We start from the raw sequence: 22,952 nt of genomic DNA, 5'->3' as shown, positions 1-22,952 counted from the left end.
AACTAACTGACATTTATGAGTATTTGATCAACATTTGTACTCTGATTTGTTTTTTATCAAGCACGGGAAGGCTATGAAAACACTTGTAACGGGTGCTGCCGGTTTTATCGGTAGCCATATTTGTCGCAGGCTTTGTGCTGATGGATACGATGTGGTCGGCGTTGACAATCTCAATGACTATTACGACGTTGGCCTTAAAAAAGCGAGGCTGGAATGGGTTGGAGGTGTAAGGTTCAGATTTCACTGTATGAGTGTCGAAAACTCAGACGAATTGACACATCTATTTGATGAGGAGCAATTTGATTGCGTTATTCACTTAGCAGGGCAGGCTGGCGTACGTTACTCTTCTGAAGAACCTAAGGTCTATGGCGAGAGCAACTTAATGGGTTTTCTTTCAGTCCTAGAGGCGTGTCGTGGTTTCAAAATTAAACATCTGGTCTACGCGTCATCGAGCTCTGTGTATGGATTAAACGAAAAAATACCGTTTTCAGTAAATGACAATGTGGATCACCCAGTTTCTCTTTATGCTGCAACTAAAAAGGCAAATGAGTTAATGGCTCATAGCTACTCTCATATGTATGGGTTACCAACGACAGGGCTACGTTTTTTCAGCGTTTACGGCCCCTGGAGTCGTCCCGATATGGCGTTCTATAAGTTTGCAGAGGCAATGATTGGAAAAAGGCCGATCGATGTTTTCAATGACGGGGAGCTATACAGGGACTTTACTTACATCGATGACGTTGTAGAAGTGGTAGTTCGAGTAACAAAGAAAATTCCCAAGAAAGACCAAGAGTGGTTAAAAGCTAACGAAACTATTGCCCAAAGTTCAGCGCCATATCAGATTTTTAATGTTGGTAGCGGGGCTCCAGTTAAACTCACAGACATGATTGATTTGTTGGAATGTAAACTGGGGGTCACGGCGATAAGGCAATTGAAGTCAATGCAGGTGGGGGACGTGAACACAACATACTCTAACGTAAAAGAACTTGTTGATGCAATTGGGTTTAGGCCACAAGTGCCATTCCACGAAGGCGTTGCCGCTTTTGTAGAATGGTACAGTGATTATCGGCAAATTTCTCAGCAGCAATTCAAGAGTGCTGCTAAGTCCATATAGTTTTATGCTGAACTACAAATGTGCGCTGTGTGCTTTTTAAAGTATGCATACGCACCTAAAAAAACAAATACGGCTTCAGCTCTTCAAAGTTCCTCACAATAATCTGCTGACCTTTAGGGTTCGAATCTAGCACATTAATATCGATGTTGTAGGTATCGAGAATGTAGCGAACCAACGCAGCATTGGTTGGAATTGTGAGTGTGCCATTTTCCATACCGTAGTCGTGGGCAACGACAGCTGCCTGAGCTTCTGTCAATCTCGGGTCCGGCATCAACTCAATAGCGAGGGGAGTATTCCAACGGTCATCGTTGGACTTCCCCATTACATTTTTAGCCTCAAGGCATGGAATGCCTCTTATACGGCTGAGCACAAAATCGCGATAATCTTTAGCATGTTCACAATAGGCCCGAACATGCCATCTGAGAGGGGTGCAAACTAATGTATGTGGTGAAATGATCCGCTCAACTTCAACGCCGTCTTTGAGTGATGTGTAGCTTATGTCGACACGTTTCTTTTCTCTAATAGCTTGAACTAAAGGACGCAAGACTTGTGGTGATATATTGCGAGTAATAGGGCGAATCATGGCAACATTTTCAAAACCCATATCCAGTTCTTTAAATGTGATGGTCATATCTTCACTTCTTGAAAGAATGTGCAAATATTCATCAGCATGCCCCTTTGTTACTTGTGGGCTAAAGGTATCACTGGGCTTGTAGCCTTTCAGCTGTTTATCATAAACAAGATTTCCTGGAGCGATATCGGTTAGATAGGTGTTGATGTCTTTCGAAGCTTGCTGTCTGCCAATACCAAAGCTCTTAATCAGGTGGTTGGTTGTTAAACGTCCTTCCCACAGCGCGATGACTTCTATCATTCTGTAGCGGAACAGTAGATCCCAGCGTATTGGCCATTTGCTCATCATCTAACTCCTGTCTATTTATGCGACGTGTATATGTAATCAGTATTTACCTGTAGTTATTGGCGTCATATTATTTTAAGGGTATCCAAGAGTCAACGTAGAGTACGTCTTGTTGGGGTTTAATTTTACAAACTAGGTAATGACAAATGGCGGCACCTAAAAGTCTCACCTTTCAGCTACACCAACATTGGGAGGTGGTTGAGCAGTTAACTCGGCTTTCGAGAGAGTTTCCAGCGTTTGAGCTGAAAGCACTTGAGCAGGTGATTAATCAGTATAAAAACAAGAACACGGATAATAATACTGTACTCACCAGTCTTGTTAATGCTGACATACTTCAGCCTATCAATCGCAGTAGCGACTATCAGCTAAACACGCTAGTTGTGGACTTTGTCAGAGGTTTAACTCAAGAGCATGAGTTAGGTCTATCAGCGGTACTTAAAGCGCGAGTTGATGCGATTAAAGACGCCACCAGCCAAGTTTTAGAAGGGCTTGATGGGGCAGACAATGAAATACTTCGTACTGGTGCGAGTAGGCTGTCAGAGCTGGTTAGAAAAATCACCCAACAGCTAACACAAGACAAGCAAGCAATCTTTGAAATAGCAGAATTGGCGAAGTCGGTGGACACCAGTGTCCCAATTGAGCGGCGTTACCGTGAAGTGTTGGAAGTGTATGACCAATACGTAGAACCCATGAACGAAATGATGGATAGCGGTCTTGGAGGTAGTTTCTACCCCTTATTAGAAAAGGCGGAAGAAGCACTCGATACTGCCGTTGACATACTTTCCATGCGTGGATCTTTGTATCAACAAAGGTTGGCAATGCGCCAGATAGCTTATCAAGTCAAAGATCTTCGATACCAAGGACGAGTCATTGCTCAGCAATGTGCCGATACTTTGTTGCCATTAAGAGAGGAAGCCAGACAACACAATCAACTTTCAGCGGTGATCAGCAAGCAGCTAAGCCAAGTTCGTAAAAAGGGTTTAGCGCGAGGACTGAATGCCGAAGGTTTGCCTATGTGGAAAAGTAGCCGCGTGACTAAAATTCAATTGGGTAATGAGGTTCGCGAGTTGATGGCAGAATTCTTGGACTTTGAACCTAGCTCTATACCGTTCCCGGATGAAGAGGAAGCGACTGAAAGTCCAATGATCAACTGGGTTGATGAAGAGCTTTTGAGGGAACAACTTGCTGACTCGCTACCGCTCGCGAATCTAATGACGTGGCTCAGAGGAAACTATCAGCACCTACCAGATGCCGAGCTGTTGCGGCTCTATCACGAGCTTGTTCGCGACCCTCAGTGGCAAAGCACATTAGGGGCGAGCTCAAGTACTACAGCGCTGAACACAGTAGCCGTAACCTACCACCCTCACGAAATAAAGATGTTGACTGGCTCAACAAATGCAAAGGATGTTGATAATGCAAACTAGCAAAATCGATTTAAATGAGCTGGCTCATCTGACTGAGCTATTTAACCTATTTAATTCTGGCCGGCACCTAAATCGCTCGGTTGATGCTGCTCTATGGCATGAGCTAGAACAGCAAGCAGAGCAATACCAGCAACTATTTGCTAACTTAGGTTTTGACTTGCGCATTGATGGACGGGGTTTTGCTTGGTTCTATGATGAAGATGGTAACCAGAACATCAATAAACAATCACGCCAGTTAGCACTATTGCTGATGGTGATATTTGACCATCAAGCTGATAGCGGCCGCTCCCTTGGTGAGTTTTACCAATGGACGATTGATCATGCCTTGCTAGATGAGGTCTACGAAAAGCATCAAGAGCTTTTAGATGCAGAAGAGCTCGACCAAGATGGACTAGCAAAGATATTCGACAACGCAGTGCGAAAAGGCTTTGCCGCTCAAGAGAATAATCATTGGCGTTTGCTGCCTTCGGTATATCGCTACCTAGACCATTTTGAAGCTATTACTGAACAAAAATCCGGCAATGATGTGGCCGCTTATGAGGAAGATGAATCATGCTAAGTTACGGTTTTCAACGTTTAGCGTTAATTGGCAGTGCTGGCTACCAGCGAGCTGAACTTCCTCTTGATGACTCTGTGTCACTAATTGCGCCAAATAACCATGGCAAAACAAGCTTAATCAACGCACTCCAGTTTCTGCTCATCATCGACCAAAGAAGGATGGATTTTGGCTCTCATACATTAGAGAAGGCTCGCCGTTTTTACTTCCCAAATAACAGTGCTTACATTTTGCTAGAAGTCATCCTGCCACAAACCGGCACCGTGGTGTTTGGCTGTGTTGGTAAAGGGGTAGGTTATGACTACGAATACTTCGCTTACAAAGGTCAATTAAACCTAGATGATTTCCGAATGGATGATGGCAATATCGTTGCCCAACCGAAGTTAGTCAACCACTTAGCGACAAAAAAACATCGAGTCTATAAATTCAATGATAAAGAGTTCAGACACTCGATTTATGGTGGTGCAAAAAGTAAGAAAAACAGCGACATTGATTTTACGGTGTTTAAACTTGAACATGTAAGTGACGCTCGTTCTTTCCAGCAAGTCCTCACCAAAACGCTCAGGCTCGATAAGCTAAACTCCGGTGATGTGAAAAACTATTTGTTGAAGATATTTAGCCGAGAGCTGCCCAATGCCAGTATCGATTTTAAGCAGGAGTGGGAGAAAGCATTTCAGGATATCAATTTAGAACGCGAGCAGTACCTAGCAGCCGTTAACAATCTGGAAACGATTCAAGAGCTCGAACAAAAGTTTGAGCGTACCTTGTCGTTACGAGGAAAGATCGCCGCATGCCAGCCAAAGGTTAATGAACTGCTGCAGGATTGGCATGGTCATGTTCAAACGCTCACTGAGAATCTATCAACGCAAAAAACTAAGCTTGAGCAAACACAACGTGATCTCCGAAGCCAAGATATTGCCCGTGCAGGAGAGCGTACAGACTTAACCAATAAACTGGAAGAGTTAAACCGTATAGAGAAGCAGCGACAAGAGTTGGAAGAGCGGTTTACCTTGATTCCGGATCAATCGTTTTTAGAGAGTCAATTGAAAGCTGCGGAGCAAAAATATGATGCTCAAGCTGCCTTGTGTGTTCAATCACAGCGGTCCTCTTCTGCTGCGATTGGTAAACAGTTGAAAGAGAAAGAAGATCAGCTGCAAAGGTTGCACTCTCAACATCAAACTTTGGGTGACAATTTATACCTTCATCTTTCTAAAGTGCTTAATGTAGATGAATTAGAAAAGCTGAACAAAGTACTTAGCCAACAAGTAATGCAACTGCCACCTTCGCAGTATTCGTTTGACATCAATCAGCTTCGACACATGCTCAATGGCGAATCTTCTGAGCAACTCTCGTTTTCAGGTTTAAAACTTTCCCTTGAGGAGCTTATTCCTCAGCATGTTCAAAAAACAGAGCAGGAGCTGGTGGAGGAAATAGACGATGTTAATAAGCAAATAACAGAACTAAAACAACTGCTTGAAGTAAGTAGAGAAAGCGAAGCTGCTGAGAGGACAAAGCGCGAATTAAATACCGCAGTCAAACAGTGTGAACAGGACTTGAGGGACTACGAGCAGCTGCAGCAATTCAAAAAAGACCAGGCACAGCGAATAGAACAAAAACTGGCACTGGAGAAGCAGCTAGGAGCGATTACTTTAGCTCTTGAGAGTGCGGACGAAAAACACAAAGCGTATACAAATCAAATCGGTGAGGTTACCGATAAGCTAAATAAGCTTACTTCAGATGATGGACTTGTTGAAAAGCTTAAAAATCAAAGAATTGATGATCAAGTGCTGTTTAACACTCTTTCGGAGCAACCACATGCGCCTTGGATTATTGTGGATGAATGGTCTCTGGAATATCTACCCGTTCGCCTTGAACAATACATCGAGGATTGCAAAGACCTCGATAAGTTGTCCAAAGAATTGCGTCAAATGAAAAACGAGTTGAGTCAAAAAGGCCTCACTAAGTTCCAGGTGGCGCAAACTCAAGATGAAGAGTTAAAAGGCATTATTAAATTCAGTCATTGTTTGGATGATGAGAAGAAAGCACTGGAAAGACGTGCTCGCTCGGCAGTGGTCAACGTCACTGCGAGTCTAAGAGAGCTGCGCAGTGGACTCTATGCACTACAAAGTAAGATGAAGGAATTCAACCGACTAATCAGTCACAGGCAGTTATCGGATCTCAAAACTTTCAAAATTGAACCAGTTGAGGAGAGCCAACTTGTTGATGCGATGAATGTACTAATCCAGCAAGCAGAGCAAACTGAAAGTGGTCAGAGTTTCGAGCTGTTTGATCAAGGTAGTATTCTCGATGATGTGGAGTTAGATCGAGCGAAGAGCCTGTTGATTGAAGAAGGCAATGCACGCCAAGGCTTAAGAGTGGTAGACTTGTTTAGACTTGAGTTCGTCGTTGCCAAGCAAGGGCAGCAACCAGAGTCATTTGAAGATATCGATAGTGCGGCGTCTAACGGAACAGTATTGATGGCTAAGCTTGTAACTGGCCTTGCGATGCTCCATCTAATGCAAGACAAGCGACACCAAATGAAAGCGGTATGTTATTTGGATGAGGCTTTGGCCTTGGATACCAAGAACCAAGCTAACTTGATAGAGATTGCTAATCAGTTCGGTTTTGCACTGATTTTTGCTTCACCAGCACCATTAACTACCGCTCGTTATTGTGTGCCTATCCATCAAGCGAATGGAAAGAACCAAATTAGCCGTAATAGCTGGCAGATTTTCGAACCAATAGAAAGCCAAGAAGTGCCGCAGTCACAAGTGGAGCCGTCATTATGAGTCAGGCATTGGTTAAAGCACTAACGCGACTAATCGAGGTGTACCCTGACTCCATCGCTGGTAGCACATTGACATCATCTCAGAAGAAGCAGCTTGAAGAGTTCAGCCGCAAAACTCAGAGTGTACAAGTTACTCCTAAAGGCCGTGGCGTTGTCTACGGTATTCTAGATATGGATGTGGTTAAAGTCACACTGGAGCAGTTGGCACCAAATCAAAATGTGTCTCCATCAGCCCCGCAAAGAGCCGTAAACATAGCCTCCACACGCAGCAGCAAACAAGGAAGAGTAGGTCACGATGTGACTTACGTGCTGGCTAAAGCGGTTGCGAATCCGCTATGGGAGTCTTCCGGAGGGCCAACTGATCACTTAAATGTAGCGACAGAAGAGTTTGGCGTTTTTTCTCTTGAAGTGGGTGGAGAAAGAAATAGGGATCTTAACACTCATCATTCTATTTGGCTGGTGGAAAACCAAGCATTGTTTGACCGTCTAGATTGGCTACCCAATAACGAACCCACTACCGTTATTTGGTACCGAGGGCAGCTACACAACAAACTGATTGATTGGCTATCGGTTCCTGAAAGGGCGCCGATGGTCTACTTTTTTGCTGACTATGATGGAGTCGGGCTGAATAACTTCCGACGCCTGAATGAGAGGCTTAAAGAAAGAGCAGAATTTTGGATGATGCCTAACTGGAAGGAACTTTTGAACCGTTATGGACAAAATCAGCTTTGGGTTGATACTGCTCGTGAATTTGATTCTTTCGAGCGAAATAGCCAAAGAATTCTGGAGCAATCACCATTGCTAGGAGAGCTGGTTACGGAAATGAAGAAACAAGGATTAGCTTTAGAGCAAGAGGTGATTTGGCTTTAGGTCAACTCTTCCAAAGCTAATTTGACACCTTCATTTTTGTGCTCAAATTCCAATCAAACCCTACCAAATCAGACTTAATCCAACTAAGAATCTGTATCTGAAAGTTCACCATATGTTACAATAACACGTTAATTTTCAAGAATGGATTTATCATGACTGATCGCTGGCTTTCTGTGGAAGAAATTGCCGCTTACCTAGGTGTAAGCAAAGATACTGTCTATGCATGGCGGGAGAAGAAAGGACTGCCTGCGCATAGAGTTGGTCGATTTTGGAAGTTTAAAACTGACGAAGTTGATGCATGGGTAAGAAGTGGCAGTGCTGCGGAGTCTTCAGAGGGGGAGCAATAATGAATAATACTAATGAAAAGTTGTCACTTACCTTAAGGCCTGCGTTGATCCATGAAAGTAGAATCATAGCTGAGCAGTACGTTCTATTTCATGATTGGGATTTAGTTCGTGAAGAAGTTTTGGCAAAAAACCTATTGCAAGCGCGTACAGAAAGTACCTCTAAAACAGTATATGGTGAAGTTTCTAAGCGATTGAAAAGGCTAACTAATGATGAGCTAGTGTTGATGACAGAGTCAGACGCCGATGTAAAACACCTCGTCTGGTTGGCGATTTGTCGTCAATATCCGTTTACGTATCAGTTTGCTATTGAAGTACTCGCAGAACAGTATAGTAAAAGTCAGTTCCAACTTTATCCTGAAGACTATGCCGCATTTTTGAACGCAAAAGCAGAGTGGCATAGCAACTTAGATAAGATTACCCAACAGTCTCGGTATAAAGCTCAGCAGATCATGTTCAAAATGCTAGTTGAGTGTGGCTTAGTGGATGAAAACAAAGTGATGATACACCAACAAATCTCCAAGGAACTCGAGGAGTTGATAAAGCAAAGTAATGCTGATTATCTGCGAATCTACCCTGGAGAATATAGTTAAATGTCAGGTAAGTTTAACAGTGTGTTGACGAAGGTAAATCTCTCAGATGCATATACGCACTTAACAGATGTTTTATCAAGCGACCCATTTATCAAAATGGAAGGACTAAACGGGGATATTCCTTTTCATATTTGTCCTTTTGAGCCCTCACTTCAGAGTGAAATCAATGTACTGGTCAAGCAAGTTAAGAACTACCTAAGGGATGCGCAAGTAAAAGTTCTTGAAGTAAATCTCTACGATCTTGTTATTGATATCTCGAGACAAGAGGGTGACTGGGAGTGGTTGCTAGAGAATGAAACAACAATGTCAAAAGATGAGCTGAAAGAAGAGCTTCAAGGCATTATTGACACTAAGACGGTGTTGATTCCCGCAATTGTAGAGAAGATGGCTGAAAGTGACTTTGATATTCTAATGATTACTGGTGTTGGTGAGGTGTTTCCATACATCCGTTCTAGTAGCCTATTGGAAAACCTGCAAATTAAGGCAAAAGACAAACCAACGTTGTTGTTTTTCCCTGGTAAATATAAGCATTCTCTTGAAAAAGGCTCATCTCTAATCCTGTTTGGTACCCTGGAAGATGATAAATATTATCGTGCATTCAATATCTTAGATAGGGCAAGTTAAAGGAAGTTGTAAGAAATGAATATGAAGTTAAAAGAACTCTTTAATAAGAAAGTAGATCGCCCTATTGAAGGTGTCATCAAGGCAGATGATGACGTTGCTTTGTATGTAGAACTCGATGAATACGTTATCACTGATGAAGTAGCGAAGCGACTAGATATTTTTTTAGATGCTTACCTTAACTATCAAGGTGCGAATGGTGTATGGGTATCGGGATTTTTTGGTTCAGGTAAATCCCACCTTTTGAAAATGCTTGCGCTATTGCTTCAGAACAACCCAATTGAGGATGTAACCCCATTAGAGCTATTTTTAGAGAAGCGACCTTTGAATGAGGGTGGTATCTTTGCAAATGATCTCAAGCGTGCGGTCAATATTCCGTCTGAGAGTATCCTCTTTAATATTGACCAAAAAGCCGATGTTATCAGCAAAACAGAGCTGGATGCACTAATCGCTGTATTCGTAAAAGTGTTCGATGAGCACTGCGGTTTTTATGGTAAGCAAGCTTACATTGCACAGTTTGAGCGAGAGCTAAAAGAAGATGGTCTTTTAGAACAATTCAAGATCAAATTTGAATCTATCAGCGGTAAAAGCTGGGAGCATGGCCGTGCACGAGCAAAAAGAATGGCAGGTGCTGTTGATGAAACCTACAACGCAATCTCAGGCCAAGAAGTATCAGGTATTTTAGATAAATACCGTTCAGATTATCGTCTTTCGATTGAAGATTTTGCTGACCAAGTTAAGAGTTATATATCAGAGCAAGAAGATGGATTCAGACTCAACTTCTTTGTTGATGAAGTAGGTCAGTATGTGGCTGGCAACGTTAAATTGATGACAAACTTGCAAACTGTTGCTGAGAGCTTGGCGACAAAATGTAATGGTCAAGCTTGGGTCATAGTGACAGCTCAAGAGGATATGTCATCCGTTATCGGTGAAGTTGACCAACAAAGTGAAAATGACTTTACAAAGATCCAGGCTCGCTTCAAAAACAGAATGAAGCTGACCAGTCAAGACGTAGCAGAAGTCATTCAACGACGTTTATTGGAAAAGAAAGACGAGTTTATCCCTGCTCTGTCAGATCTATACCATGAACAAGAAAATAGCTTTAAGACCCTATTTGATTTTGCAGATGGGTCCCAATCTTATAAGAATTTCAAAGACAAAGATCATTTTATTCAAAGCTACCCGTTTATTCCGTACCAATTTGGCTTGTTCCAGTCTGCAATTCAAAATCTATCGACGTATGGTGCTTTTGAAGGAAAGCATAGCTCGGTAGGTGAGCGTTCGATGCTGGGCGTGTTCCAGCAGGTTGCCGTTGCGATAAAAGATCACAAGCTAGGTGAACTAGCAACCTTTGATCTTATGTTTGAAGGTATTCGAACTGCACTGAAGACAGCAAACCAGCAAGCTATATTGAGAGCTGAGCTGAACTTAGACAATCAATTTGCTATCCGTCTATTGAAAGCCCTGTTCCTAGTTAAGTATGTCAAAGAGTTTAAGCCGACACTAAGAAATCTATGTGTGTTAATGCATGATAGCTTCTCGCGAAACATCCCTGCACTCAAGCTAGAAGTGGAAGGTGCCTTAAATCTTCTAGAAAAGGAAACCTACATTCAGCGTAATGGGGATCTTTTTGAGTACCTAACGGATGAAGAGCAAGATATAGAGAAGGCGATTAAAGACACAGAAATTGATTCTGATGTGATTGCTTCACAACTAGATAAGCTCATCTACGATGGTGTTTTGAAAAATCGCAAAATTCGCTGGGAAGAGAACAACCAAGACTATCCTTTTAGCAGAAAGCTAGACGATAAATTGTCAGGTCGAGAAAGCGAATTAGCCATCAACGTGATCACATCGTTCCATGATTACCGTGAAGCATTTGAGAAGCATAAATCTGATACGCTATTTAATCATGAATTGAGAGTCGTGCTGCCTGAAAGCGCGAGACTGGTTAGCGACTTAGTGCTCTACAAGCAGACTGAGAAATATGTCGCGCATGAAACTAAAGCAACTCAGCAAGACAACATCAAGCGTATTCTCACAGAGAAAGGGCTGCAGAATGTCGAGCGCTACAATCAACTTAAAGCACTAACTTCAAAACTTGTGGGCTCAGCGACTTATTTTGTTGCGGGTAAAGAGGTAGAGCTATCTGGTGAAGATGGCCAAGGCAAGATTATTCGAGCGTTTGGTGAGCTAATTAAGTATACCTATCCTAACCTCAAAATGTTGCGTGACATTACGTATCGTGAATCTGATATTCCCGACATTATTAAGAAAGCAGGCCAAGGGATTTTGGGAGATGACACCCAATTGCCAGAGCCTCAGCAGGAAATGTTCTCCCATATTCAAAGTAATAGCCGTGGTGGTGTAAGAACGACAGTTAAGTCTCTATTGGAGAAGTTTGAAAGCAAGCCTTATGGCTGGTCTTATGCAGCAGTACTGTGCAATTTAGCTTACCTTTGTGCCAACAGTAAGGTAGAGGTTCGCGAAGCAACGAACTTGCTCGATGACGCGGAGCTATCACGTGCACTCCGTAACATTAGCGTTCATGGAAACCTTATTCTTGATCCTCAAGTGGAGTTTACGCCGTCTCAACTTAGAGCAGTAAAAGATTTCTACAACGACTATTTTGAAAAAGTTGCCCATGCATCTGAACCGAAAGCGATAGCGAAAGAGCTTCAAGAAGCTTTTCTAGAGCAGGCAAGTGGTCTTGATAAGCTACTATCTCAAGCATCGCAATACCCGTTCTTGCGAGTATTGTCAGATATTGTAGAAAAGCTAAATGACTTCAAAACCAAACCTTATACATGGTTTATGACGGAATTGGTTAAACAAGAAGACACTTGGTTTGATTACAAAGAAAGAACCATAGATCCAGTAGTTAAGTTCATGAAAGGCTCTCAAAAGTCTATCTATGATGCTGCCAAACAAGCGCTTACGGACCAAAAAGCCAATCTCGAGTATATTGAGGGTGATGAATATCAAAGTATTCAAAATGCACTAGTAAATGCAGATATTTACAAGGGCAGTTCGATTCAGCGTCTCAAGGTAGATACTGAAGCACTGCTAAATAAAATTCAGAAGCAGGTAAAGGCGGAACAAAAGAGTTCTATTGAGAGTATTTGTTCTTTAGAAACAAAGCTAACTAGTTTTGAAGAGTTCAAAGCGTTGGAGCTGCAAAGACAAGAGCAACTCAAGGCAGAATTTACGCGCGTTGTTGCGAAGCTTGAACAACAGTCATTGATCGCGATGTTGCGTGATGAAGCTAGGCGCTTTGAAGAGCAGACATATAGTCAGCTGGTTCAAAAGCTTATGGATTGGTCGCAACCGGCTCCAGAACCTAAACATGAAGAAAAACCTGATTCTAAAAATCAATCGGTAGATGGAAAAACAAAAACATCTTCAGGTGATCAAGCAACGAGTAAATCACAAATAAAAAGTGTTTCTGCTAAACAGATTAAAGTTGAGTACGCTAAACCTTGGCTTTCAACCGTGAGTGATGTCGAAGGGTACGTTGAAGAGTACAAAAAAGCACTACTACAAGCCATTAATGATGGAAAGAACATACAGTTATGATTAGTAAAATTACATTAGAAAACTTTTCTGCATTTGAAAACATATCGCTAGATTGTTCTTCACAGATTAACGTTATAGTTGGTGAGAATAGTAGTGGTAAAACACAAGTATTAAAGGCTGCCTATTTACTAGGTAAAGCGAGTGAATTGAAAAGTCAGGGTAAGTCAGATTCGCAAATTTCAGCACAAATTAAGTCATCATTACTTGGCTTATTCAAACCTCGAAGTCGAAGGTTAGGTGGTATTGTAAATCGTAACGCTCCGCAAAACTCTCGTATAGCAATTGATGACGCCTATGGTTTGACTAATGAGATTAAAATTGAACACAACAAATCTACGGAAACATTAAATATTCTAAATGATAGTTTTGATGCAGAAGCCGGAGTTTTTATCCCAACAAAAGAAGTTCTTACATTGCTGCCAGCACTGGAGTCTGAAATTGTGGATGAAAAGCAACTTAGAGCTTTGTTTGATGAGACAGTGGTTGATCTTTGTTTAGCATTATTGAACAAAGAACTATTGGATGAGAAAGAGCTCCTTAATCAAGATCAGAGATTGGGAGGTGTATTGAAACTGCTTTGTAAAAATATAAAAGGTCAGTACCGATATCGAGGTAATGATCATTATTTTATTGCTGGTGATTACCAACAATATCGTGATAATTCAAATGAATTTTGGTTTAAACCGATTCCAGATAGTGAATTGTCGACCACGATGACTGCTGAAGGTTATCGAAAAATAGGTATGATTCAACAGCTTATCTTAAATGGTGCGATTAACAGCTCCTCTAAAAGTCCTTTATATTGGGATGAGCCAGAATCAAATTTGAACCCCAAATTAATGAAGATGATCGTAAAGTCATTATTGGAAATTTCTAGGAATGGTAAGCAGGTTTTTGTTGCTACCCACGACTATGCATTGTTGAAGTGGTTTGATTTGTTAGCGAATAAAGATGTAAAGCACGGAGATAGTATTCGGTATCATTTACTTAAAAAAGACCCTGAATCCCAGAAGATACTTTATGAGCACTCTGACGACTATAGCGTGATTAGTAAATCTAGCATTAGTGATACGTACGCTGAAATTTATGATGCTGACGTTGAAAGAGCACTCGCTATATGACTGTAAAATTTAAAGCAGAAGCTAATGCAGACTTAGAGTTTGAGTTTCCCAAGTCGCTTGTATGGGAGGAACTTGATATTCAAGGGGCTACATTGCCAAATAATATGAAGTTTGTCGATATCGTAATTGAACGCGAAAATGACATTCTACTTGTTGAGATCAAAGATCCGTCTAATGTTCGCTCTAAAGAAAAAGAGCAGAAGAAATATTATAAACGTCTTGTGGATAACTCTGTTTTAAAACAGGAGCTTACACCGAAAGCGAGAGACTCATACTCATATATGCATTTGATGGAAAGAGATATTAAACCTTTTAAGTATGTTGTTTTACTAGGATTGGATGCATTTGATGAGTCTCAACAGAAATTGATTTTGACAGGCTTCAAAGATCGCCTTATGTCTGATATTCAAAACGAAGGACAAGGTTGGAAACGAAAATATATTCAAGATTGTGTTGTTCTTACCGTTGAACAGTGGAACAAAGCTCTTGAGTGGCCATTAGTTCGATTATCAGCAACGACTAAGTGACGGAGTTAAACTCATAGTGGATACATCTAGATTAAAAAAATTCGCTCAATTTGCGCGTAGAAGCTTGATTGAGCAAGTGCAAACTAAACTAAAACTTGTTCTTGCAGAGGATAGCTTAGCTCGTCGTGAGTCACCGAAAGCAGTCAAAGAACTAGAGAGCAAAAAGCAAGAGCTAGGTGAAGAACAGCTTCTTGAGCAGGTAGCCTACACGTGGTTCAACCGTTTCTGTGCGCTTCGGTTTATGGATGCAAATCAGTACAATCGTATTATGGTGGTTTCACCTGTAGCTGGACAGTTCCAGCCTGAAATCTTAGCGGAAGCAAAAGCCGGTCACTTAGATGACAGTATTTTCAATGAAAAAGCACGCGATGAAATCAATGGCCTATTAGGTGGTTCGACTCCGAGCCGTGATGGTCAGTCAGAAGCCTACCGATTAATGATCGTTGCAGTATGTAATGATTATCACCGTTTGATGCCTTACCTATTTGAACGCATTGAAGACTATACAGAATTGTTGATGCCTGATGATTTGTTATCGGGTAACTCGATTTTGGCGTATACCCGTGAGGCAATGACACCTGAAAACTGTGAATCGGTTGAATCGATTGGTTGGTTATACCAGTTCTATATTTCTGAGAAGAAAGATCAAGTTTTTGAAGATTTAAAGAAGAGTAAAAAGATCACACCTAAGAACATACCAGCAGCAACACAGTTGTTTACACCACACTGGATAGTAAGGTATTTGGTTGAAAACTCTCTCGGTCGTTTATGGATGTTAAATAACCCTAGCTCTAAAGTGATTGAGCAGATGGATTACTACATCAAACCTACTGAAGAAGAGAAAGACTATTTAAAAATCTCTGGCCCGGAAGAGCTAAAGATCTGCGACCCAGCATGTGGTTCCGGTCATATGCTGACTTATGCTTATGATTTGCTCTATGCGATCTATTTAGATGCGGGCTATGACTCTTCGGAGATCCCTGAGAAGATCTTGACCAATAACTTATATGGTATTGAGATTGATGAGCGAGCCGCTGAGCTTGCGGCTTTCGCGTTAAGCATGAAAGCGCTTAAAGGCAACCCTCTAGATGAAAGTAGCAACCGTCGTCGTTTTTTTCGAAACCCAATTGAGCCTAACATTTGTCATGTTCAAAATGTTGCTTTTTCTGGCATTGAACTTGATGAGTATTTTGAATTTGTCGGAGCCGATCTATTTACTAGTGATTTGAGAGCGACGCTTAAAGAGTTTGAAGAAGCAAATAATTTTGGCTCCTTAATTCAGCCAACGTTGAATAATCCAGCGGATATTTTAGCGATGCTGGACTCTAAAGATGTCTCAGGGCAACTCTTTTTAGCGGATACGCATAAATCCGTGTTGCAAGCGCTTAAGCAGGCTGAGTACTTGAGTCAAAAATATCAGATAGTTATTGCTAATCCTCCATACATGGGGAATCGAGGAATGAATCCTCGTTTGTCAAAATGGGCAACAGACAATTACCCAAAGACCAAGTCAGACCTTTTTTCAATGTTTATCGAACGCAACCTGAAACTAACAGTTTCTCGTGGTTACTCAGCTATGATAAATATGCAAAGTTGGATGTTTTTAGCTTCGTATGAAAAACTTAGGAACTATTTGCTTCGCCAAACAACAATCTCATCTATGATCCACCTAGGAACACGTGCTTTCGATAGTATTGGAGGGGAAGTGGTTTCGACTACTGCGTACGTTATCGAAAATATATCCAATAGAGATAAACTGGCCACCTATATTAATTTGGTTAGTGGTAAGTCAGAGGCTGCAAAAGACAGTACATTACTTGAAGTTATAGCTAACCCAGATAGCAAATTGCGTATTGAAAAAAAATCCGGAGACTACTTGGCTATACCAGGAACTCCGTTGGCGTATTGGGCTTCAAAAAGCTTACTTAATGCATTTAAATCGGGCGTTCGTTTAGGGGATAATTTAGATACTGCACAGGGTATGAAAACACTCGACAATGATAGATTCATTCGGTTTTGGTATGAGGTATCTAAAGACTCTATAAGTAAGGATTCGTCAGATAACAAGTGGTATCCAATCAATCATGGAGGGGGATACCGGAAGTGGTTTGGATTTAATGATTGTGTGCTTAATTGGCAAGATGACGGATATGATATCAAATCATTTGCCAAAAAGAAGTACAACTCGATTACTCGTACCGTAACAGGTATGGGACATTATTTTAAGCCGGGGATAACGTGGAGTGCTATCTCGACTGGCTCAATCAGTGTTCGAAAGTTTGGTAAGGGGACTTTGTTTACCAATGCTGGGATGTGTGCATTTGGTAGTGAGTCTGAGCAATTAGTGTCTATGGCTTTACTCAACTCAAAAGTAGGAAGTGAATTTCTAAAAATATTAGCACCATCTGTTAATTTCGGCCCAAATCAAATCAGTGAAGTTAGGGTTATGTGTAACATTGAATCTCGTGAGAGAGTTTTGGACCTTGCCAATAAAGCAATCACTATTGCACAAAATGATTGGGACCAAAATGAGTTATCACGCGACTTTACAAAACATGGTCTAATTGAAAAAGAAAGCGGATTAATTAGTGATGCGTACATTCAGCTTTCCAAGCGGTGGAACACATCAATATGTGATTTGAAGAATATTGAAGAGGAAATCAATAGAATCTTTATTGAAAACTATAATCTTACTGAAGAGATCACTAACAGCATTCCAACAGAAGCTATCACTTTAAGCTGCAATCCATTTTACCGTTATAGTGGAACCATTCAGGATAAATCTTGTGCTGAGAACACCTTAAAAACAGATACGGTAAAAGACTTTGTGTCATATGGGGTTGGCTGTATTTTTGGAAGGTATTCAATTGACAAAGAAGGTCTGGTTTTAGCTAATAAAGGCGATTCTTTAGAAACTTATATAGATAAAGTACCACAACCATTTTTTATGCTTGATAAAGATAATGTCGTTCCACTCATCGATTTTGAAGGTGATTGGTTTGAAGACGATATTACTGAATGTTTTAAGCAGTTCTTAAAAGTTACGTTTGGAGAAGATCACTTCAGTGAAAACTTAGCGTTTATTGAAGCTGCTATCGGTAAGGATATTAAGAAATATTTTGTTAAAGACTTCTATACCGAACATCTTAAGCGCTACAAAAAACGCCCAATCTACTGGATGTTCTCTAGCCCTAAAGGTTCGTTTAATGCGCTTATCTATATGCATCGTTATAACAAAGATACTGTGGACGTTGTACTGAACAACTACTTGCGTGAGTTCCGAACCAAATTGCTAGCGCGTAAAGAAAGCTTAGAGCAAATTGAGATCAGTGCGTCTGCGAGCCAGAGAGACAAAACACAAGCGATTAAGACAATAGCGAAGATCAACAAGGTATTGGACGAAATCAACGATTATGAGCATGATGTGCTCTACCCACTTGCGGGTGAAAAAGTAGAGATAGACTTAGATGATGGTGTGAAGCACAATTACCCGCTATTTGGCAAAGCACTTAAAAAAGTACCGGGTTTATCGTAAGGCATCTCATGACAACAAGAATTACAGTCGCACTTAAACGTTTGTTCGAAAAAAATCGTGTCGTATTTTGGTACGATGATAAACGTGAGCTACGTGCGGATTTTGAGAGCTTAAAGATTGAAAATGTTGAAAAAATTGAAATCAACAATAACGAGTTTTCTATCAAACATAGGCTGTTGCGTGAACAGCCTAAAACGAACTTTTTGCTGTATAAAGAAGATAAGCAGCCAGAGCCGCTCAAGAACTGGTTATACGATATAGAGCTCACGAGTACGGTGTTCAAAACTGATCAATCGGCTATCTGGCTCAGTGAGCTGGATTTGCCTGGTGAGTTTTCCGAGTTGGTAGAAAAGCACGCCAAGTTTTTTGAGCCGCAAGGAGATGATGAGACTGCTCGCTCACTAGCTGAATCACGCAAGAGTATATTGAAAAGTTTGCTTGATACTGATGACACTATTAGCCAGGTAAGGTTAAAAATGTTGGCAGTAGCGGTAGGCGCGAAGCAAAAAGGTGATACTCGTTTAGATGTGATTTTGGAGTTGCTGATGGCTGAGCAAGCTGTCGGTGAAGTGTATTCTTTTGTAGTGAACTGCAATCTCCAAGAGTTCTTATGGCAGCAGGTAGCCATTCAATACGGCTACCAAAGTGACACACCGTCAGTCATGGATTTTATTTTTGAACTGTTTAAGTTTAGCTACCTTGCAGAACTATCAACAGGCTTACAAGGTGTCAGCTTAGATGCTGAAGCTTCACAAAAGCAAAATATGACCAACAACTCTCTGGTGTTTTTCAAACGCTGGAAAGACAGTCGTACGCATCAAAGCACGTTTGAAAGTCTATCGAAGAAATGCGCCTCAGATTTAGATATCGAAAGTGATTTAAATCAACGTTCGTTGAAAGAGGTGTTAGAGCTAGATTATTTCGAGCTGATAGACGTCAAAGTTATTCATGATCTCGTATATGGCGTTGCTCAGCGTATATATTCTCAAGGTGAGGTGACACTTTGGTGCCGACAAAGAAGGCAAGGACATTGGTATAAAAAGTATGAGCTTCTCTATGAAGCTGTTGATGTCGCCAGTCAGTTCTTTGCACTGCTAGATACAGCTCAGTTTGATATGCCTGACGCTTCACAAGCAGTGAAGCGATATACGAGCCAATGGTTCAAGCTTGATCAGCTTTATCGACAGTATATTTATGCGCTTAAAGTATCTTCACAGCATTCGTTGTTAGACACGTTAACAAAGCAGATTGAAAACCTATACATCAACAGTTACGTGCAACCTCTTACCAATGCGTGGCAAGCTCATGTTGACGCTATGACTGCATGGAAGGTTACCGATGTTGAACCTCAAAATTGCTTTTTTAAGAAGCATGTAGAGGGTAAGTATTTAGCTAAGAAGAAGAAGGTCTGTGTCATTATCTCTGATGCTTTCCGTTTCGAAGCTGGCGATGAAATAGTAAGTCGTATAAGACAAGAAGATCGTTTTGAAGCAACGTTGGATCATGCGTTATCTTCGATGCCAAGCTATACCCAACTGGGAATGGCTTCTCTATTGCCGCAATCTAAAGAGTATCCGTTACAGTTGGCTGACAACAAAACGGGCACGGTGCTGATGGGGGCTTTGTCTACACAAGGTACTGATAATCGAGACAAAATACTAAAAGCTATCGTTGGTGAGAGAGCGAGTGCAGTTAAAGCTAAAGATCTCATTGAAAATACTCAAGCGTGCAATCGAGAGCTGCTTAAAGCCAATGATGTCCTGTATGTTTATCATAACCGTATTGATCATGCGGGTGACAAAATGCAGTCTGAGGGGGAAGCGTTTGAAGCGACCGAGAAAACTTTCGACGATCTCCTCAAGCTGGTTAAGAAGCTCACTAATGCCAATGCGAGTAATATTATCATTACCGCTGATCATGGATTTCTCTATCAAAACAGCGCACTAGATGATAGTGATTACCTCACAAAAGATGTTGAAGGTGAGATTCTATACAACGATAGACGCTTTGTTTTGGGCAAAAGTTTAACTTGCAGTAAATCATTAAAAGCCTTTAGTAACGATGATCTTGGTGTTGTTGGTGATGTGCATGCTGTCGTGCCGAAAGGCATTCAGCGCTTACGATTAAGTGGCTCTGGTAGTCGTTTCGTACATGGTGGAGCATCTCTCCAAGAGGCGATCATTCCAATCATTAGCATCAATAAAAAGCGTTCTAGTGATACAAAGATGGTTGAGGTTGATGTGCTTAGAAGTGGCTCAAGTGTTATCACTAGTGGTCAGATCTCTGTGACCTTGTATCAAGAAGAAGCAGTTACTGAAAAAACACAACCTAGAACACTGCGATTGGGTATCTATACGGAATCGGGCACGCTTATTTCTGATTATCACACCGTCGACTTGGATTTGACTTCAGAAAATCCGCGAGAGCGCGAAATGAAATTGCGTTTCTTGCTTAATCAAGAGGCTGATTCTGCTAACAATCAAGAAGTTATTCTTCGACTAGAAGAGGTGGTTGTTGGTACCAATCAATTCAAGACTTACAAAGAACTGCGATATACCATTCGTCGTTCCTTTACGTCTGATTTTGATTTCTAGAAAGATTAATACATTGTTTCTAGCTGACAGGGATGTTGGTTACTAAAGCACTAAGGCAAGTATATGAGTGAGCTTAACCAGAAAATTTGTGATGAATTTGCAGGCCTCGTTGTTAGGAAGGACCTAGTAAAAACGGTCAAAGGCAATGCGATTGTCCCATCATATGTTTTGGAGTATTTGCTAGGGCAGTACTGCGCAACGAATGATGAAGCGAGCATCGAGTCAGGCATTCAAACAGTTAAAGAAATCCTCGCTAAGCACTATGTTCACCGAAATGAAGCCGGGTTAGTGCGCTCTACTATTCGAGAAAAAGGCCGGCATAAAATTATTGATAAGGTCAGCGTATCCTTAAACGATAAGAAAGATGTATACGAAACAGAGTTTTCAAACCTTGGTATTAAGAAGGTTTTGATTGATTCAGGAACGGTAAAAAAACACCCAAAATTACTAGTTGGCGGCGTATGGGTAATTGCTGATATTGAGTACGATCATACTGATGACAAAGACGCTAGTCCGTGGCTGTTGAGTACTTTAAAGCCGATCCAGATGTCGCACTTCGATTATGACGGGTACATTGCTGCTCGTAATAAGTTTAATCTTGATGAGTGGATTGATGTACTAGTGCAAAGCATCGGTTTCAATCCTGATTTCTTTGGTCGAAGAAGCAAGTTGATGCAGTTAGTTCGTTTGATCCCGTTCTGTGAGCGAAACTATAACCTGATTGAGCTGGGCCCAAAGGGGACTGGTAAATCTCATATCTACTCAGAGTTTTCACCTCACGGTATTTTGATCTCTGGCGGTGAAGTCACTGTACCGAAGCTATTCGTAAACAATTCCAGCGGCAAGTTGGGCTTAGTCGGCTATTGGGATACAGTTGCGTTTGATGAATTTGCAGGTAAACAGAAGCGAGTTGATAAAGCTCTTGTAGATATCATGAAAAACTACATGGCGAACAAATCGTTTTCGCGAGGTGTTGAAACGTTGGGTGCAGATGCATCAATGGCTTTTGTTGGAAACACAGAACACAGTTTGCCTTATATGCTAAAGCACTCTGATCTGTTTGATGCGCTGCCAGAGAAGTTTTATGACTCAGCGTTCTTAGATCGCTTGCACTTCTACATCCCAGGCTGGGAGGTAGACATCATTCGTGGGGAAATGTTCTCGGATGGTTATGGCTTTGTAGTAGATTACCTTGCAGAAGTACTTCGTCATTTAAGAAATCAAGATTATTCAGATCAATACCAAGAACACTTCCGGTTGTCGTCACAAATATCGACTCGCGATAGGGATGCAATCCACAAGACGTTTAGCGGGTTAATGAAGATCTTGTTTCCTCATGGTGGGGCTAGTGAAGCAGAAATAGAAGAAGTCCTTACATTTGCAATGGAAGGTCGTAAACGAGTTAAAGACCAACTGTTTAGGATCGACAATACATATGCTGATGTTAACTTTGCCTATAGTGGCAAAGCTGGTAAAGAAGTTCCCGTTCAAACTTTAGAAGAGTTGCAATACCCTAACTATTTCAACAAAACTGTTGGTGATGTTGATGATATTGGCATGCCCGAACCAGAAGTTTCTTCGGTGCAGCCGAATACTGAAAGTTCTAATCCAAGCTCAGAGGATGCTGGAGATAAAGAGCTTAAAGAACAGCACCTAACGTTTGCAGAGAACCAACGAGGTGTGAGTTATGACAGTTTGATTGGCCCTTACTTGAAAGGTGCTAAGCATATTACCATCACTGACCCATATATTCGTTTGTTCTACCAGGCAAAGAACTTGATGGAGTTGTTAGAAACTGTTGTTAAACAAAAACAAGAAGAAGACGAAATTGTTGTTAGCTTAATAACTGTTGAAGATGAGTTCAAAGGCGAGCAACAACGCGAATATTTTGAGAAAATTCAGGCTTCACTATTTGCCGTTGGCGTTAAGTTTGCTTATTCATTTGATACAACAGGTAGTCAACATGCACGGCACATCACCACTGATACTGGGTGGAAAATTTCACTAGATCGAGGCCTAGATATTTACCAACAGTATGATGTAAATGATGCTTTTAGCCTGACGAATCGATTACAGAAGCACAGAGCATGCAAGGCATTTGAAGTTACATTCATTAAGGTTGAACAGTAAGCGATAAAAAACTGTAGGGTTCCTTATAATGAAATTTTTTAATATTTTTTGTGATTTTTGTAGCAAAAAGAACATGTATGACAGGGTGTATATTCCCGAAAATCGACTTGCTATAAGTTATTCAATTTCAAATAGGTATTCTTAGAGTTCGATTTCCTCACTCCCGCCACATTCTAAAGCCCCAGCAGAAATGCTGGGGCTTTTTCGTTTTAGGTCAGTTTTGAACCCTGTTGAGTCGTGAAT

Annotated in this window: 15 protein-coding genes; 14 read left to right on the top strand and 1 reads right to left on the bottom strand. The window is 41.2% G+C overall.

Annotation, left to right across the window (positions count from 1 at the left end):
- Positions 1-73: 73 nt before the first annotated feature.
- Positions 74-1,114 carry an NAD-dependent epimerase/dehydratase family protein gene (locus BSZ04_RS18010; RefSeq protein WP_088881056.1) on the top strand — a complete coding sequence of 347 codons (1,041 nt, stop codon included), beginning with the start codon at positions 74-76 and terminating at the stop codon, positions 1,112-1,114.
- 55 nt (positions 1,115-1,169) lie between these two features.
- Here the strand turns inward: BSZ04_RS18010 and BSZ04_RS18005 are convergent, their stop codons facing one another.
- A complete protein-coding gene (locus tag BSZ04_RS18005; RefSeq protein ID WP_088881055.1) occupies positions 1,170-2,030 on the bottom strand; it encodes a helix-turn-helix transcriptional regulator in 861 nt (286 codons plus the stop codon).
- 146 nt (positions 2,031-2,176) lie between these two features.
- On the opposite strand from BSZ04_RS18005, the gene BSZ04_RS18000 reads away from it, so the two are divergent.
- The 13 genes from BSZ04_RS18000 to brxL all read left to right on the top strand — a co-directional run bounded on the left by BSZ04_RS18000 (position 2,177) and on the right by brxL (position 22,709).
- Entirely contained in the window at positions 2,177-3,454 is a 1,278-nt protein-coding gene (locus tag BSZ04_RS18000; RefSeq protein ID WP_088881054.1) for a hypothetical protein, read from the top strand.
- The gene (locus tag BSZ04_RS17995; protein ID WP_088881053.1) at positions 3,444-4,013 is read left to right on the top strand and encodes a condensin complex protein MksE; all 570 of its coding nucleotides are present in this window, start codon (positions 3,444-3,446) and stop codon (positions 4,011-4,013) included. Before BSZ04_RS18000 ends, BSZ04_RS17995 begins: the two co-directional genes overlap by 11 nt.
- Positions 4,007-6,799 (top strand): coiled-coil domain-containing protein, encoded by a 2,793-nt coding sequence (locus tag BSZ04_RS17990; protein WP_088881052.1) that lies wholly within the window; start codon positions 4,007-4,009, stop codon positions 6,797-6,799. The genes BSZ04_RS17995 and BSZ04_RS17990 overlap by 7 nt, the downstream gene beginning before the upstream one ends.
- The gene (locus BSZ04_RS17985) at positions 6,796-7,668 is read left to right on the top strand and encodes a DUF7281 domain-containing protein (RefSeq protein ID WP_088881051.1); all 873 of its coding nucleotides are present in this window, start codon (positions 6,796-6,798) and stop codon (positions 7,666-7,668) included. The genes BSZ04_RS17990 and BSZ04_RS17985 overlap by 4 nt, the downstream gene beginning before the upstream one ends.
- 152 nt (positions 7,669-7,820) lie before the next feature.
- Entirely contained in the window at positions 7,821-8,015 is a 195-nt protein-coding gene (gene mads1, locus BSZ04_RS17980; RefSeq protein WP_088881050.1) for a methylation-associated defense system helix-turn-helix domain-containing protein MAD1, read from the top strand.
- A complete protein-coding gene (locus tag BSZ04_RS17975; RefSeq protein WP_088881049.1) occupies positions 8,015-8,605 on the top strand; it encodes a DUF1819 family protein in 591 nt (196 codons plus the stop codon). Before mads1 ends, BSZ04_RS17975 begins: the two co-directional genes overlap by 1 nt.
- On the top strand, positions 8,606-9,229 hold the full coding sequence (locus BSZ04_RS17970) for a DUF1788 domain-containing protein (protein ID WP_088881048.1): 624 nt from the start codon (positions 8,606-8,608) through the stop codon (positions 9,227-9,229).
- Positions 9,230-9,244: 15 nt separating this feature from the next.
- Complete coding sequence (brxC, locus tag BSZ04_RS17965; protein WP_197697128.1) at positions 9,245-12,802, top strand: BREX system P-loop protein BrxC; 3,558 nt, start codon at positions 9,245-9,247, stop codon at positions 12,800-12,802.
- The gene (locus BSZ04_RS17960; protein WP_088881047.1) at positions 12,799-13,923 is read left to right on the top strand and encodes an AAA family ATPase; all 1,125 of its coding nucleotides are present in this window, start codon (positions 12,799-12,801) and stop codon (positions 13,921-13,923) included. Before brxC ends, BSZ04_RS17960 begins: the two co-directional genes overlap by 4 nt.
- The gene (locus BSZ04_RS17955; protein WP_088881046.1) at positions 13,920-14,450 is read left to right on the top strand and encodes a hypothetical protein; all 531 of its coding nucleotides are present in this window, start codon (positions 13,920-13,922) and stop codon (positions 14,448-14,450) included. Before BSZ04_RS17960 ends, BSZ04_RS17955 begins: the two co-directional genes overlap by 4 nt.
- A gap of 16 nt (positions 14,451-14,466) precedes the next feature.
- Positions 14,467-17,985, top strand: coding sequence for a BREX-1 system adenine-specific DNA-methyltransferase PglX (pglX, locus tag BSZ04_RS17950; protein WP_088881045.1), 3,519 nt, complete (start codon positions 14,467-14,469; stop codon positions 17,983-17,985).
- Positions 17,986-17,993: 8 nt separating this feature from the next.
- Positions 17,994-20,579 carry a BREX-1 system phosphatase PglZ type A gene (gene pglZ / locus BSZ04_RS17945; RefSeq protein ID WP_088881044.1) on the top strand — a complete coding sequence of 862 codons (2,586 nt, stop codon included), beginning with the start codon at positions 17,994-17,996 and terminating at the stop codon, positions 20,577-20,579.
- Between the two features lie 63 nt (positions 20,580-20,642).
- A complete protein-coding gene (brxL, locus tag BSZ04_RS17940; protein WP_088881043.1) occupies positions 20,643-22,709 on the top strand; it encodes a BREX system Lon protease-like protein BrxL in 2,067 nt (688 codons plus the stop codon).
- The last annotated feature ends 243 nt before the right edge of the window (positions 22,710-22,952 follow it).

The sequence above is a fragment of the Vibrio rotiferianus genome, from assembly GCF_002214395.1.
Classification (GTDB): domain Bacteria; phylum Pseudomonadota; class Gammaproteobacteria; order Enterobacterales; family Vibrionaceae; genus Vibrio; species Vibrio rotiferianus.
Note: the sequence above shows the minus strand (reverse complement) of the source record. Positions and strands in the feature narration are given on the sequence as shown.